The organism is Streptomyces caniferus (assembly GCF_009811555.1).
Classification (GTDB): domain Bacteria; phylum Actinomycetota; class Actinomycetes; order Streptomycetales; family Streptomycetaceae; genus Streptomyces; species Streptomyces caniferus.
This window is the reverse complement of sequence record NZ_BLIN01000005.1, coordinates 2,265,178-2,280,123: the sequence shown is the minus strand read 5'-3', so window position 1 is coordinate 2,280,123 and position 14,946 is coordinate 2,265,178. Positions and strand designations below refer to the sequence as shown.

At 70.0% G+C, this 14,946-nt stretch carries 11 protein-coding genes, 1 tRNA gene and 1 pseudogene; 5 read left to right on the top strand and 8 right to left on the bottom strand.

Going from position 1 to position 14,946, the window contains the following annotated elements; translation table 11 throughout:
- Positions 1-66: 66 nt before the first annotated feature.
- Positions 67-774: an N-acyl homoserine lactonase family protein gene (locus tag Scani_RS26610; RefSeq protein ID WP_159480352.1), complete on the bottom strand. Its 708-nt coding sequence runs from the start codon at positions 772-774 to the stop codon at positions 67-69.
- Positions 775-985: 211 nt separating this feature from the next.
- Between Scani_RS26610 and Scani_RS26605 the strand changes: the two are divergent.
- Together Scani_RS26605 and Scani_RS26600 are read left to right on the top strand one after the other, a co-directional pair.
- A pseudogene (locus Scani_RS26605) lies at positions 986-2,420 on the top strand (pyridoxal phosphate-dependent decarboxylase family protein).
- Positions 2,417-3,853 (top strand): lysine N(6)-hydroxylase/L-ornithine N(5)-oxygenase family protein, encoded by a 1,437-nt coding sequence (locus Scani_RS26600; protein WP_159480351.1) that lies wholly within the window; start codon positions 2,417-2,419, stop codon positions 3,851-3,853. The pseudogene Scani_RS26605 and the gene Scani_RS26600 overlap by 4 nt, the downstream one beginning before the upstream one ends.
- Positions 3,854-4,117: 264 nt before the next feature.
- Here the strand turns inward: Scani_RS26600 and Scani_RS26595 are convergent, their stop codons facing one another.
- Positions 4,118-5,935, bottom strand: coding sequence for a bifunctional metallophosphatase/5'-nucleotidase (locus tag Scani_RS26595; RefSeq protein WP_159480350.1), 1,818 nt, complete (start codon positions 5,933-5,935; stop codon positions 4,118-4,120).
- Positions 5,936-6,173: 238 nt separating this feature from the next.
- Here Scani_RS26595 and Scani_RS26590 point away from each other — a divergent pair, with 238 nt between their 5' ends.
- Entirely contained in the window at positions 6,174-6,911 is a 738-nt protein-coding gene (locus tag Scani_RS26590; RefSeq protein WP_159480349.1) for an SIMPL domain-containing protein, read from the top strand.
- A gap of 145 nt (positions 6,912-7,056) precedes the next feature.
- Complete coding sequence (pyk, locus tag Scani_RS26585) at positions 7,057-8,493, top strand: pyruvate kinase (RefSeq protein ID WP_159480348.1); 1,437 nt, start codon at positions 7,057-7,059, stop codon at positions 8,491-8,493.
- A 52-nt stretch (positions 8,494-8,545) separates the two neighbouring features.
- Here pyk and Scani_RS26580 read toward each other — a convergent pair whose 3' ends face one another.
- Both Scani_RS26580 and Scani_RS26575 read right to left on the bottom strand, forming a co-directional pair.
- Positions 8,546-9,334, bottom strand: a complete 789-nt coding sequence (locus Scani_RS26580; RefSeq protein ID WP_159480347.1) for a helix-turn-helix domain-containing protein — start codon at positions 9,332-9,334, stop codon at positions 8,546-8,548.
- Positions 9,335-9,419: 85 nt separating this feature from the next.
- Positions 9,420-9,502: transfer RNA gene (locus Scani_RS26575), tRNA-Leu, on the bottom strand.
- Between the two features lie 78 nt (positions 9,503-9,580).
- Between Scani_RS26575 and Scani_RS26570 the strand changes: the two genes are divergently transcribed.
- The gene (locus tag Scani_RS26570; protein ID WP_159480346.1) at positions 9,581-10,246 is read left to right on the top strand and encodes an ANTAR domain-containing response regulator; all 666 of its coding nucleotides are present in this window, start codon (positions 9,581-9,583) and stop codon (positions 10,244-10,246) included.
- A gap of 85 nt (positions 10,247-10,331) precedes the next feature.
- Here Scani_RS26570 and Scani_RS26565 read toward each other — a convergent pair whose 3' ends face one another.
- Genes Scani_RS26565 through Scani_RS26550 form a run of 4 tightly spaced genes read right to left on the bottom strand, consistent with a single transcriptional unit; the run spans position 10,332 to position 14,855 of the window.
- Positions 10,332-11,048 carry an ABC transporter ATP-binding protein gene (locus Scani_RS26565; protein ID WP_159480345.1) on the bottom strand — a complete coding sequence of 239 codons (717 nt, stop codon included), beginning with the start codon at positions 11,046-11,048 and terminating at the stop codon, positions 10,332-10,334.
- Positions 11,045-12,127 carry an ABC transporter ATP-binding protein gene (locus Scani_RS26560; protein WP_159480344.1) on the bottom strand — a complete coding sequence of 361 codons (1,083 nt, stop codon included), beginning with the start codon at positions 12,125-12,127 and terminating at the stop codon, positions 11,045-11,047. The genes Scani_RS26565 and Scani_RS26560 overlap by 4 nt, the downstream gene beginning before the upstream one ends.
- Positions 12,124-13,920 (bottom strand): branched-chain amino acid ABC transporter permease, encoded by a 1,797-nt coding sequence (locus Scani_RS26555; protein WP_159480343.1) that lies wholly within the window; start codon positions 13,918-13,920, stop codon positions 12,124-12,126. The genes Scani_RS26560 and Scani_RS26555 overlap by 4 nt, the downstream gene beginning before the upstream one ends.
- A gap of 5 nt (positions 13,921-13,925) precedes the next feature.
- Positions 13,926-14,855: a branched-chain amino acid ABC transporter permease gene (locus Scani_RS26550; RefSeq protein ID WP_159480342.1), complete on the bottom strand. Its 930-nt coding sequence runs from the start codon at positions 14,853-14,855 to the stop codon at positions 13,926-13,928.
- Positions 14,856-14,946: the final 91 nt, after the last annotated feature.

Genomic DNA, 14,946 nt, shown 5'->3' with positions numbered 1-14,946 from the left:
TCTCTCGGTGGCCGACCCGGGGCAGCCGCACCCGGGCGAGCCGGAGCGCCGCCGCGGGCGGGCCCCTCAGCCGCCGTGCCCCGACGGTTCCCAGACCGAGCAGTCGTGGGCGAAGAGCACGCGCCGGGGATCGAAGTCGGCGAGCCGGTCCAGCCACGGCCGATACGCCGGAAGCGGCTGGGCCAGGCCGTCGCGCGCGGCCTGCCGGGCGAGGTGGTCCGAGGCGAACGACGAGGCGAAGTCGTGGGCCTGACCGGCGAGGACCACCGTCCCGTCGGCCTCCCTGACCACCATCGACTGGTGCCCGTCGGTGTGCCCGGGGGTGGGGACGATCCAGACCCCCGGCCAGACCTCCGCTTCGCCGCTGATCTCCTCGTACGCCGCGCCGGGGAAGTCGATGAGCGCGTCGATCGTGTAGTCGCCCCCGCGGGCAGCGGCCAGCTCCACGCTCTGCACCACGATGGGCCGTCCGGCCAGCAAGGGGTTCCCTCCGCAGTGGTCGAAGTGCAGGTGGCAGTTCACCACCAGCGAGATCTCCGCGAGCGGGACTCCGACCGCCGCGAGGGCGCCCTCCAGCGACCTTCGCCGCGGGCGGTAGTGGGCCTCGGTCTCGGGATCGGCGGCCCCGACACCGGTGTCGAAGAGGATCAGCCCTTCCTCGCGCCGCACCACATACGCGAGCACGGGCTCCACCCGCGGCTGGGGGCCACCCGTCTCGGACGCGGGACGGACGAAGTACCCCAGGTCGAGTCGGTGCACTGTGTTCTTCTCCATCAGGCCATCCTGACGCGTCGTCGCACCCCGCGCACGGGTGCCGGTGGCAGGCCGACGTCACCCGAACACCTGCGGTACACCCGTACCGCTTACGGGTGGTATGACCGCTCAACCAGTGGATACAGGCTGTACAGGGAAAGTAACTTAGCGCTGCCCGAGGGCTGTCCCCAAGGTACCGACGCCCCAACTCCCCTGACAGAAAAGCACATTGATGCCTGTGCCCCCTGCCGGCACCGCCCTCGCAGGCGGCACCAACGGCCCCCGCGCACTCCGCCCCTTCCTCGACACCGTCCTCGACGCCCTCACCACCGGCGCCGAGCACCGCGCCGGCCCCCTCCCGTCCGGCGGCCCCGCCACCGTCACCCGCGCCGTACGCGACGCCTGCCACCCCCTGCTCCCCGACCACGGCACCGGCCCGCACACCGCCCTGCGCACCCTCGTCCACACCCTCGCCGCCGGCGCCGCCGACCCGGCCGACCCCCACTGCGCCGCCCACCTGCACTGCCCGCCGCTGGCCCTCGCCACCGCCGCCGACCTCGCCGCCGGCGCCCTCAACCCCTCCATGGACTCCTGGGACCAGGCCCCCGCCGCCTCCGCACTGGAAGCCCTCACCAGCCGTGCGCTCGCCGCGCTGGTCTACCCGCGGGCCACCGAACCCGACGCACTGATCACCACCGGCGGCACCGAGTCCAACCAGCTCGCCCTCCTCCTCGCCCGCGAAGCCGCCGCCCCCGACGGCTCCGCGACCGAGCCGCACCGGCCCGCCCGCCCCCTCCAGGTCGTCTGCGGCGCCAACGCCCACCACAGCATCCACCGCTCCGCCTGGCTCCTCGGCCTCCCCGAACCCCTCACCCTCCCCACCCCCGACGGCATCCTCACCCCCGACACCGTCCACACCTGCCTCGCCAACCTCGCCGGACGCACCGGCCCCGTCCTCCTCACCGCCACGGCAGGCACCACCGACTCCGGCGCCATCGACCCCCTCCCCGCCCTCGCCGACATCGCCGACCACCACGGCGCCCGCTTCCACATCGACGCCGCCTACGGCGGAGCCCTCCTCTTCAGCGACACCCACCGCAGCGCCCTGCACGGCCTCGCCCGCGCCCACACCGTCAGCCTCGACCTGCACAAACTCGGCTGGCAACCCGTAGCGGCCGGCCTCCTCGCCGTCCCCGGCCCCGCCACCCTGGCCCCCCTCGCCCACCAGGCCGACTACCTCAACGCCGACGACGACACCGAAGCCGGCCTCCCCGACCTGCTCAGCCGCTCACTGCGCACCACCCGCCGCCCCGACATCCTCAAGATCGCCGTCACCCTCAAGGCCCTCGGCCGCCACGGCCTCGGCGAACTCGTCGACCGCACCCTCGCCGCCGCCCAGACCCTCGCCGACCTCATCGAGGCCCACCCCCCGCTACGAACTCCACTCCCGCCCCCTCCTCAGCACGGTCCTCTTCCGCCCCACCGGCGCCGACGACGCCACCCTCGCCACCATCCGCCGCACCCTCCTCACCGACGGACAGGCCGTCCTCGGCCGGGCCACCACCCCCACCGGCCTCTGGCTCAAAGCCACTCTCCTCAACCCCCACACCCAACCCGGAGACCTGACCACCCTCCTCAAACTCGTGGAAGGCCACACGCCTCGATGAGCACCACCCCGCACCCCGAAAGCCCCGCCACCACCGACACCACGAGCCCCGACGAACCCCTCGACCTCGCCGGCATCGGCATCGGCCCCTTCAACCTCTCCCTCGCCGCCCTCGCCCACCCCCTTACCCCCCTCCGCACCGCCTTCTACGACCAGCGCCCCGCCTTCCACTGGCACCCCGGCCTCCTCATCGACGGCGCCACCCTCCAAGTCCCCTTCCTCGCCGACCTGGTCACCCTCGCCGACCCCGCCAGCCCCTGGACCTTCCTCAACTACCTCAAAACCCGCGAGCGCCTCTTCCCCTTCTACTTCGCCGAACGCTTCCACCTCCACCGCGCCGAATACGACGCCTACTGCCGCTGGGTCAGCGAAAACCTGCCCGGCCTCCACTTCGGCCACCAGATCGACGCCGTCCGCTGGAACCACGAACGCGAAGTCTTCGAAATCGACTTCACCCAGCTCGACGCCGAAGGCGAAGCCGAAGCCCTCGGCCGCACCTACGCCCGCAACCTCGTCCTCGGCATCGGCACCACCCCCCACATCCCCGTCCCCCTCCGCCCCCTCGCCGAGGCCCCCGCCGTCCCCGTCATCCACTCCGCCGACTACCTCGACCACCGCGAAACCCTGCTCGCCGCCGACCGCGTCACCGTCATCGGCGCCGGCCAGTCGGGCGCCGAGATCTTCCTCGATCAGCTCCGGGCCCGCCCCGCCGGCCGCGAAGGCCTCCACTGGCTCGCCCGCACCCCCGCCTTCGCCCCCATGGAATACAGCAAACTCGGCCTCGAACACTTCACGCCCGACTACACCCGCTACTTCCACGCCCTGCCCGAACGCGTCCGCGACGACCTCGTCCCCGGCCAGTGGCAGCTCCACAAAGGCATCGACCACGACACCCTCGGCGCCATCCACGACGAGCTCTACCGCCGCACCCTCGACGGCGGCTGGCCCGACGCCACCCTCACCCCGGGAGTCTTCGTCCGCACCGCGGGCCGCGTCGGCACCACCAAGGTCGAACTCCACCTCGACCACACCCAGCAGGGCACCCGCTCCCGCCTCACCACCGACGCCGTCATCCTCGCCACCGGCTACCGCGAACGCCGCATGGACACCCTTCTCGCCGCCCTCGACCCCTACGTACGCCGTGACTCCGGCGCGCGCCCACGGATCGACGCACACCACCGCCTCGTCCTCGACCCCGCCATCACCGGCTCGGTCTACGTCCAGAACGCCGAGACCCACACCCACGGCGTGGGCACCCCCGACCTCGGCCTCGCCGCCTGGCGCAGCGCCACCATCCTCAACTCCGTCACCGGCAACACCCCCTACCCCCTCCCCAGCCGCACCGCCTTCACGAGCTTCGGCCTCCCGCAGCCCTCAACGGGACGCACGGGCAAGGTCCCCCGCCAGGGCTCCACCCTCGTTCCCCGCCGCTGACCGCACTCCCTCCGGCCCGTTCACCTCGGCAGCGGTGTACGGCGCCATCGGGCACACGGGGGCAGGGGAGAGCCGGGAACGAAGGGAGCGAGCCGGAACCGGGGGAGGGCTGGAACCGAGGATGAGCCGGGGGGAGGGGGAGAGCCGGGACCGGGGGAGAGCCGCGGACCGGGAGAGAGCCGCGGACCGGGAGAGAGCCGCGGACCGGGAGAGGCCACGACCGCCCCCGCGCGGCGTCCGCGGCCCCCACCGGTCCACCGGACCTCAGAACACCGGCACCCCGTCCCGCGTCAACTTCCAGTCCACCGAGGCGAACTCCGCAGGATCGATCTCCCCGCTCTCCTGCACCCACCCGATGATCAGATTCCGGATCTCGTCCGACGTCGACCACACCTGCTCCGCGGCCGCCACATGCGGGAAATTACCGCCACCGCTCGCCCGGTAATTGTTCACCGCCAGCACGAACCGCGCCCCGTCGTCCAGCGGCTTCCCGTCGAACATCAGCTTCCCGATCCGCTGCCCCGCCGGCTTCGCGATATCGACCTCGTACGAGAGACCGCTCACCACGTCATAGTTGTAATCCGGCGTACCGTCCGCATTCGTCACCTTCGACGGATCCACCGGACCACCGGCCGCCGTCCGCACGTAATACCGCGCCGAGAACTCCACATACGCCCGCACCTGCGCACCCGTCAGCACCCGGGCCTCCAGCGTGTTGTCGAACGGATACAGCGCCGCCATCGACCGGATCGACACATCCCCCTCCGGCACCCTCGCGGTCCGCGAAAAACACGACGCCTGCGACAACACCGGCAACGACGCGTACGCCGACCCCGCCAGCGCCTTACGCACCACCTCCGCCTGCACGAACGCGATGAAATCCAGCACCGGCGTGTCCTTCACCGGCGCCTCCGCCGCCGTCATCTCCGCCTTCGACCGGCCGATCACCCGGTTCACATACGCCACGACCTTCCGGTGCTCCGCCCGCAGCAGCCCGGTGATCCGCGCATCCTCCGCCACCGCATTCGCGTTCAGAACCCGTGAACCGACCGACCCCACCTCCCAACGCCCCCGACGCCACTCCACCTCCACATCGAAAAGAGTCAGCCGCTGCCCCCACTTCAACGGCTCCGACAACACCACCTCCCGGCCCGAGTCCTTGTTCACCACCCGCCGCTCGGGAACCTCCACATGCGCATGCCCCACCAAAATCGCATCGATCCCCGGCACCTGCTCCGCCACCAACGCCGCCGCATTCTCCACATACGGCAACTGATCCCCGTACGAGGACGTACCGCTCATCCCGGAATGCGCCGCCACGATCACCACATCCGCGCCCATCGACCGCAGCTTCGGCACCCATTTCGCCGCCTGCTCCACCAGGCCCGGAAACGCCAGCTTCCCCTGCACATGCGCCTTGTCCCAGATCGCGATCCCCGGATTCGTCAGCCCCAGCACGGCCACCGTCACCTCCCGCCCGCGCGGTGACCGCAACCGCTTCAGCACATAGGGCCGAAACGCCGGCCGCAGCGACTTCGCATCCACCGCATTCGCCCCCAGCAGCGGAAAGTCACAGCTCTCCTCGAACTTCCGCAGCACCGGAATGCCGTAATTGAACTCATGATTCCCCAGCGCCGCGGCGTCATAGCCGATCGCATTCATCGCCCGCGCCATGGGATGCACCGGCCCGCCCGGCTCCGTGATCGGATCCACCTTGGCGTAGTAATACGCCAGCTGCGTGCCCTGAATGGTGTCACCCGCGTCGATCAGCAGCGTGTTCCGCCGCCCCTTCTCCCGCCGCACCCGAGTCACCAGCGTCGAGATCTTCGCCAGCCCGACATCGTTGTGCGCCGCATCGTCGAACTCCGCATCCGTCGCGTAGTCCCAGTTGAAGACGTTGCCGTGCAGATCCGTCGTGCCCATCACCGTGAAGGCGTACCGCTCCCGCCGGTGACCACGGCGGCCGGAGCCCGGCGCCGCTTCCGTCGCCTCCGCCGCCGGCGCACCCGCCGCCCCCGCGAGCGCCATTCCGGCCCCCGTCACCACGGAACGCCCCAAGAACTTCCTACGGTCGAGCGACATGCCAACTCCCTTGGATGAACGCCAAAAACGCGGATGAGCGCCGCCGCACAGCGGGCCAACGCGCGTAGATTCTGGCGCAGCCACCCCCCGCGCAACACCCCTCGCCCGCCCCCTCGGATCACCCGCCCCGACCCGCCCCGATATGCGACCCTCGCCACCCACACCCCCACGCCCCGAGCACCACCCACACCCCGAGCACCACCCCACCGCACAGCGAACCCGAAACCGGGAGCCACCCATGACCGACCCCGCCCACGAGACCCCCGCCGCCCCCGCCACCGGCACCACTCCGACCGCCCTCCCCTACGGCACCCCGGACACCCCCCGCCTCGCCGTACGCGGCGAAGCCCGCCTCGACGTCGACCCCGAAATCGCCCGCATCGCCGTCACCATCAGCGCCCGCGGCACCGACCGCACCGCCGCCCTCACCGCCCTCACCGGCCGCAACGAGCAAGCCCTCACCCTCATCAAGAGCTACGGCGACGCCATCGAAAAGCTCGAAACCGGCACCTTCAGCCTCACCCCCCAGCTCACCGAGAAGGGCCGCCACGAACGTGTCCGCGCCTACCACGGACGCGTCACCCACACCGCCACCCTCAACGACTTCACCACCCTCGGTGAGCTCACCACCCGCCTCGCCGACCTCGATCTCACCCGCGTCGACGGCCCGTGGTGGGACCTGCGCCCCGACTCACCCGCCCACCGCGCGGCCCGCACCCAAGCCGTCCGCGAAGCCGTCCAGCGCGCCCGCGAGTACGCCGAAGCCCTCGGCGCCCGCCTCGACGCCCTCCTCGAAATCGCCGACCTCGGCGCCGAGAGCGCCGCCCCCGCGGCCACCCCCGCCATGCGCTCCTTCGGCGGCTACGGCGGCCCCGTCACCCAGGAATCCGCCCCCGCCCTCGAACTCGAACCCCAGCGCCAAACCGTCCACGCCCACGTCAACGCACGCTTTACGATGACCCGTCCCGCACTGTGAGATCTCCGTGCCGGAGAATGAATTTCCGCTCATCGGAGCGGCTGCATGCCCATTCCAATACTTGTCAACAGCCTTTCATCAAGCGCTCGTTGGGCAGTCACTTCTCCACCGTTCCCTACCGCTCGGTAAGTCATAGAGTCGAAACATGCGCCGAGCAAAGATCGTCTGCACACTGGGACCCGCCACCGACTCGTACGAGCAGATCAAAGCCCTCGTCGACGCCGGAATGGACATCGCCCGCTTCAACCTCAGCCACGGCACCTACGCCGAGCACGAGGCGCGATTCGACCGGGTCCGCAAAGCATCCGAAGAGACCCGCCGCAGCGTCGGCATCCTCGCCGACCTACAAGGCCCGAAGATCCGACTCGGCCGATTCCGCGAAGGCCCTGTACTTCTCGAACGCGACGACGAGTTCACCATCACCGTGGAACCCGCCGTCGAAGGCGACCGCCAGATCTGCGGCACCACCTACAACGGCCTCGCCGCCGACGTCACCACCGGCGAACGCATCCTCGTCGACGACGGCAAAGTCACCCTCGAAGTCACCGACGTCGACGGACCCCACGTCCGCACCAAGGTCATCGAAGGAGGCATGGTCTCCGACCACAAGGGACTCAACCTCCCCGGCGTCGCCGTCTCCGTCCCCGCCCTCTCCGACAAGGACCAGGACGACCTCCGCTGGGCCCTGCGCTACGGCGCCGACATCATCGCCCTCTCCTTCGTCCGCAGCGGCCGCGACATCGAGGACGTCCACCGCATCATGCGCGAGGAGGACCGCTTCCTCCCCGTGATCGCCAAGGTCGAGAAGCCCCAGGCCGTCGAGAACATCGACGACATCGTCGCGGCCTTCGACGGCATCATGGTCGCCCGCGGCGACCTCGGCGTCGAAATGCCCCTCGAAACCGTCCCGATCGTCCAGAAGCGCGCCATCAAACTCGCCAAGCGCAACGCCAAGCCGGTCATCGTCGCCACCCAGATGCTCGACTCGATGATCGACAACTCCCGCCCCACCCGCGCCGAAGCCTCCGACGTCGCCAACGCCGTCATCGACGGCACCGACGCCGTCATGCTCTCCGGCGAGACCAGCGTCGGCAAATACCCCACCGAAACCGTCAAAACCATGAGCCGCATCGTCGAGGCCGCTGAGGAAGACCTCCTCGCCAAGGGCCTCCCGCCGCTCACCGAGGCCAACAAGCCCCGCACCCAGGGCGGCGCCGTCGCCCGCGCCGCCGCCGACATCGGCGACTTCCTCGGCGCCAAGTTCCTCGTCGCCTTCACCCAGTCCGGCGACACCGTCCGCCGCCTCTCCCGCTACCGCTCGCCCATCCCGCTCCTGGCCTTCACCCCCGACCCGGCCACCCGCTCCCAGCTCAACGTCAGCTGGGGCGTGGAGACCTTCCTCGGCCCGACCGTCGACTCCACCGACGAGATGGTCGCCCAGGTCGACGAGCAGCTCCTGCGGATCGGCCGCTGCCAGAAGGGCGACGTCGTCATCATCACCGCCGGCTCCCCGCCCGGAGTCCCCGGCTCCACCAACCTCGTCCGCGTCCACCACATCGGCGAGGACGACTCCCCGAAGTAGCCCCACCCGCACCGTGATTCCGCTGGGCCGAGGTACCTGACTGCCGTCCCTGTCAGTACTTCGGCCCGATGTGCCGGTCCATGAGGGCGACGGAGGACTTGCGGGCCACGGAGATGTTGAACGGGTCGCCGTCGCGGGCGAGGACGGTCCACTCGACACCCACCTTGGTGAGGGTGTCGGAGAAGAGCCTTCGGATGTCGTCGGACTTGTTGGTGAAGAGGTACCGCGGGTACTCGTAGCGCTTGCGCGCACCGCCCACCATCCTGGTCGTCCAGTTGGTGACGCGGCAGCCGTCGGAGTGGATGAGTCCGCGGAGGAATGCCCAGGGATGCGCGTCCACGATCCGCTGCTGCCAGGCTTCGAGCGCGATCGGCCGCTCGTGTTTCTTGCCGGGGCCGTGCTGGGGGAACAGGCACCACAGGTGCTTGGAGTAGACCTTCACGTTGTGGCAGCCGGTTCTGCGCACCCGGCACACGGAGTTGTCGGGTAAGACCGCGCGCATGGCGGCTTCGCAGGCGTCCATGAGGCCCGGCCAGCCGTCACCGCACGTGATCATGAGGCTCGGTGCGCGGTGGGCCGAGTACTGGATGATGTGGCCGTCGCCGAGGTACAGGGCCAGGAGGTAGGAGTACGCCGGCTCATCGAGCTCGCGCCCGTCGCAACGTGGGCATTTCGGCTGGTGGGCGCCCGGGCACTCGCCGCGTTTCGCGCGGTCCAGGTGCCGCCAATAGCCGACGGTGCCGAGGGGGACGCCCAGGGCGCGGGCTACGTCTGCGTTCCTGGAACCTGCGCGAAGCCGTGCGAGGGCGCGCCGTCGTACGTCTGTGCTGTGAATGTTCATACCGTCACTGTGCGTGACGCAGTGCGAGAGTGGGGCACGTGGAGCGAAATTTCACGAGAACGGGAAGCTCCGCTTTATTCAGAGGTGCCGGGTGCGGGACTCGAACCCGCAAGCCCTTTCGGGCAGATGTGTTTGAGACATCCGTGTATGCCATTCCACCAACCCGGCCGGTGGCTCCGAGACACAATACCGTGTGCATCATGGCGCCCGCCTCTAGGTAGGCTGCAATGGCACCACCTGCCTGGAATGAGGAGTCCCGTGAGCGCCGCCGAGCCCGAGCAGCCCGTCGCCGATGACGATCAGTCGCATGTCCCGCCGCTGACCACGCGCGTGGTGATCGCCGAGGACGAGGCCCTCATCCGTCTCGACCTCAAAGAGATGCTGGAGGAAGAGGGCTACACCGTCGTCGGTGAGGCCGGGGACGGGCAGACCGCCGTGGAGCTGGCCCGGGAGCACCGTCCGGACCTGGTGATCCTGGACGTGAAGATGCCGGTGCTGGACGGCATCTCGGCGGCCGAGAAGATCGCCGAGGAGAGCATCGCGCCGGTGCTGATGCTGACCGCGTTCTCGCAGCGTGAGCTGGTGGAGCGGGCGCGGGACGCGGGTGCGATGGCGTATCTGGTGAAGCCGTTCTCGAAGAGCGACGTGGTTCCCGCGATCGAGATGGCGGTGAGCCGGTTCACCGAGCTGAGGACGCTGGAGAAGGAGATCGCGGATCTCACCCAGCGGCTGGAGACCCGGAAGCTGGTGGACCGGGCGAAGAGCATTCTGCAGACGCAGTACGGGCTGACGGAGCCGGCCGCGTTCCGGTGGATCCAGAAGACGTCGATGGACCGCCGGCTGTCGATGCAGCAGGTGGCCGAGGCGGTCATCGAGGACGCCGAGGAGAAGAAGCAGCAGAAGGACCAGTAGCCCCGGCGCAGCCGGGCTCGTCCTGAGCGTGCGAGCGGCCCCGTACCGATGGTCATCGGTGCGGGGCCGCTCGCGTGGGTGCGGGTCAGTCCTCGCCGAGGTAGGCCTTGCGGACGGATTCGTCGTGGAGGAGGGATTCGCCGCTGCCGGAGAGGACGATGCGGCCGATTTCCATGACGTGTCCTTGGTCGGCGAGCGAGAGCGCGGCTTGGGCGTTCTGTTCGACGAGGAGGATGGTGGTGCCCTGGGAGCGGAGTTCGCGGATGGTTTCCATGATCTTCTGCATCATGATCGGGGAGAGGCCCATGGAGGGCTCGTCGAGCATGAGGAGTTTGGGGCGGGACATCAGGGCGCGGCCCATGGCGAGCATTTGCTGTTCGCCGCCGGAGAGGGTTCCGGAGGCTTGTTTGCGGCGTTCGCCGAGGATGGGGAAGAGCTCGTAGACGCGCTGGATGTCTTTTTCGATGCCGTCGGCGTCCTTGCGGAGGAAGGCGCCGAGCTGGAGGTTTTCGGCGATGGTGAGGCGGGGGAAGAGGCGGCGGCCTTCGGGGGAGTGGGCGAGGCCGCGTTCGACGATCTTGTGGGCGGGGACGCCGTTGAGCGGCTCGCCGTCGAAGGTGATCTTGCCGGCGAGGGGTTTGAGGAGGCCGGAGAGGGTGCGCAGGGTGGTGGTCTTGCCGGCGCCGTTGGTGCCGATGAGGGTGACGGCCGCTCCGGCTTCGACGGAGAACGAGATGCCTTTGACGGCTTCGATCTTGCCGTAGGCGACGCGTAGGTCCTCGACTTCGAGCAGTGCGGTCATGGGGTGTCTCCGGTCTGTCCCTGGGCCGGCTGGTCCGGTGGTGTCGCCCGGTCCGGTGGTGTCGCCCGGTCTGGTGCGTCGGGTTCTCCTGCCGCGTCGGGGGTGGCGACCGCTTCCGGCGCGGTGGCCGGGGCTGCCGGGGTCGCCGGGTCCGTTGCGGCTGCCGGGACCGTCGAGTCAGCCGGGTCTGTTGCGGCCGTCGCGTCCGTCGGGGCCGCCTGGTCCGTTGTGCCGTCCGGGTCCGTGGGGTCGTCCGGTGCCGTCGGCATGCCCTCGACCGGGGTGCCGAGGTAGGCGGCGATGACGCGTTCGTCGGCCTGGACGATCTCGGCGGTGCCTTCGACGAGTTTCTGCCCTTGGACGAGGACGGCGACCCGGTCGCAGAGGTTGAAGATGAAGCGCATGTCGTGCTCGATGACGAGGACGGCGGTGCCCTGGGCGCGGATGGCGAGGACGAGGTCCTGGGTGGCGCGGGTTTCCTGGGGGTTCATGCCGGCGGTGGGTTCGTCCAGGAGCAGCAGCCCGGGTTCGCTGGCGAGGGCGCGGGCGATTTCGAGCTTGCGTTGTTCGCCGTAGGGGAGGTTGCGGGCGAGGTGGTCGCGTTTGTGGGCGAGGCCGGTGAATTCCAGGAGTTCCATGGCGCGTTGTTCGCTGCCGCGTTCGGCCTTCTTGAAGCCGGGGCCCCGGAGGAGTGCGGACCAGAGGCCTTCTTTGGTGCGGGTGTGCCGGCCGACGAGGACGTTTTCCAGGACCGTCATGTTGGCGAAGAGGCGGATGTTCTGGAAGGTGCGGGCGACGCCGGCCTGGGTGACGAGGTGGGGTTTGCGGGAGAGGCGGGTGCCTCGGTAGCTGACGGTGCCTTCGGTGGGCACGTAGAGGCCGGTGAGGCAGTTGAAGAAGGTGGTTTTGCCGGCGCCGTTGGGGCCGATGAGGCCGACGATTTCGCCGACGCCGACGGTGAGGCTGACGTTGCGTACGGCGGTGAGTCCGCCGAAGCGCATGGTGACGCCGTCGGCGCGCAGGACGGTGCCGGTGTCGGTGGCGGGTGCGAGGCTGGGTGCTGTGGTCATGGTCGTCACGCCTTTGCCTGGGTGGCGCCGAGGGTGGCGTCTGCGTCGGGGAGGCGCTGGTCGGGCACGTCGAGTTGGCCGGTTTCGTGGAATTCGAGCTGCTTCCTGCGGTCGGGGATGAGGCCCTCGGGGCGGAAGCGCATGAGGAGGACGAGCGCGATGCCGAAGAGGAGGAGTTGGTAGTCCTGGAGGAAGTCGAGTTTGGCGGGGATGAGGAAGAGGAGGGCGGCGCCGACGAGGGGCCCGCTGAGGGTTCCCATGCCGCCGAGGATGACGGCGGCGAGGAGGAACGCGGAGTTGGGGGGCTGCGGCCCGGCGAACTGGAACTGTTCGGGGGTGGCCGTGGTGACGACGTGGGCGTGGACGGTCCCGGCGAGTCCGGCGAGGGACGCGCCGAGCGCGAAGGCCAGGAGGCGCAGGCGGAAGCTGTTGATGCCCATGGCGATGGCGGCGGTTTCGTCCTCGCGGATGGCGATCCAGGCGCGGCCGATGCGGGAGGCGGCGGCGCGGCGGAAGACGAGGACGACGAAGGCCGTCACGAGGATCATCAGCAGGTAGTAGTTGCCGTAGGTGGCGATGGGGATGCCGAGGATGTCGTGCGGTTCGCCGAAGTTGAAGCCGAAGATTTCGAGGTTGGGGATGTTGGGGATGCCCATGGCGCCGTTGGTGACGTCGGGGCCGGTGGTGCCGTTGAGGTTGAGCATGGCGATGCGGAAGATCTCACCGAAGCCGAGGGTGACGATGGCGAGGTAGTCGCCGCGCAGCCGCAGCGTCGGTGCGCCGATGAGGACGCCGAAGACGAGGGAGGCGGCGGCGCCGGTGAGGAGGGCCGCCCAGAAGGGGAAGTGGAATCCGAGGGCGGATTCGGGGGATCCGGAGACGAGGGCGGCCGCGTAGGCGCCGACGCCGAGGAAGGCGACGTAGCCGAGGTCGAGGAGGCCGGCGAGGCCGACGACGACGTTGAGGCCCAGGGCGACGGTGGCGAAGATCAGGATGTTGGCCCCGATGATCGTGTACTGGTCGGTGTCCTGGGTGAAGGGGAAGCAGGCGGCGGCGAGGAAGGCCGCGCCGAGGGCCACGCCGCGGTGGGTGTGGGTGAGTGCGGTGAGGCGCGCGATGAGTCCGGCCCGGTTGAGGGCGGGGATGGCGAGCACCATGAAGATCAGGTAGCCGACGAAGGGGGCGCCGTCGTCGGTGTCGATGCCGTAGGTGAAGGCGAGGAGCCCGGCGGCGAAGGCGGCGGCGATGATCAGGATCTCGGCCCAGGAGGGGAGTTCGCGGGTGCGGCGCCGCAGGGGGCTGGCGGCGAGGGTGGCGGTGAACCGCTGCCAGGGGTTGCCGGGCGGCCGGTCGGCGGCCTGGTCGGGGGGCAGCGCGAGGGCGCCGGCGAGGGTGAGGAGGGAGGCGAGCCCGGCGAGGGCGCCGCCGGGTTCGAGGTTGACCAGCCCGCCGAGCTGGACGGCGATGGCGAGGAGGGTGAACCAGGTGGCGGCGAAGGTGGCGAGGGCGGCGAGGAGGGTGGGGGCGTTGCGCCCTGCGGGAGTGAGCCATTGCAGGCCGCGGACGCCGAGTGCCGCGGTGGCCAGGAGGAGGGTGAGGAGGCCGCCGACGAGGGTGACGATCTGCAGGCCGGCGGGCGATCCGTAGTAGGTGAGGTCGCCGGGGAAGTCGCTGCTCCAGGTCCAGGAGAGACCGGTGGTGGCGGCGGTGGCGAGGGCGCCTGCGGCGGTGGTGAGGCGTGCGGTGCGCTCGGGGAGCGGGATCAGACCGCGGGCCGGGGTGGTGGTGGTCTTCGTGGTCATCGGTATCACGCCCGATCCGCGACGCGTTCGCCCAGGAGGCCTTGTGGTCTCAACAGGAGTACGAGGATGAGGAGGACGAAGGCCCAGACGTCCTTCCAGGCTCCGCCGCCGAATTGCTGCATACCGGGGATCTCTTCGATGTAGGCGGTGGCGAGGGCTTCGGCGATGCCGAGGACGATGCCGCCGAGCATGGCGCCGTAGATGTTGCCGATGCCGCCGAGCACGGCCGCGGTGAAGGCCTTGAGGCCCATGATGAAGCCCATGCGGAACTGGACCTCGCCGGTGCGCAGGCCGTAGGCGACGGCGGCGACGCCGGCGAAGGCGGCGCCGATGGCGAACGCGAGGACGATGATGCGGTCCGTGTTGATGCCCATGAGCTTGGCGGTGTCGGGGTCCTGCGCGGTGGCCTGCATGGCGCGGCCGCTGCGGGTCTTGGCGACGAAGAAGCCGAGGGCGATCATGCAGGCGGGGGCGGCGATGAGGACGAAGAGGTCGCCGCGCTGGACGGTGGCGCCCAGGATGTCGAAGGCGTGGCCCTTGAACTGGGGGAAGACACGGGCCTGTTTGCCGTCGGGGTACCACTTCCAGATGGCTTGCTGGAGGGCGATGGACAGGCCGATGGCGGTGATGAGGGGGGCGAGTCGGGGGGCGCCCCGCAGGGGGCGGTAGGCGAATCGTTCGGCGGCGATGCCGACGAGGACGGATACCGCGATGCCGCCGAGGAGCATGGCCGGCAGGGCGAGGGCGAGTGAGGTGCCGGCGGGGAGAGCGAGGAAGACGCTGAGCGCTCCGAAGCCGCCGACCATGAATATCTCGCCGTGGGCGAAGTTGATGAGCTGGACGATTCCGTAGACCATCGTGTAGCCGATCGCGATGAGTCCGTACATCGCGCCGAGGATGAGTCCGTTGGCCAGCTGTTGCGGCAGTTCGCTCACCGCAGGGCCTCCGTTGCGTGGGAGTGAGGGGAAGCCGGGTGTCCCGGTGTGCCACGGGCCGCGCCAGGGTCGTTCGTGCGTCCTGGCGCGG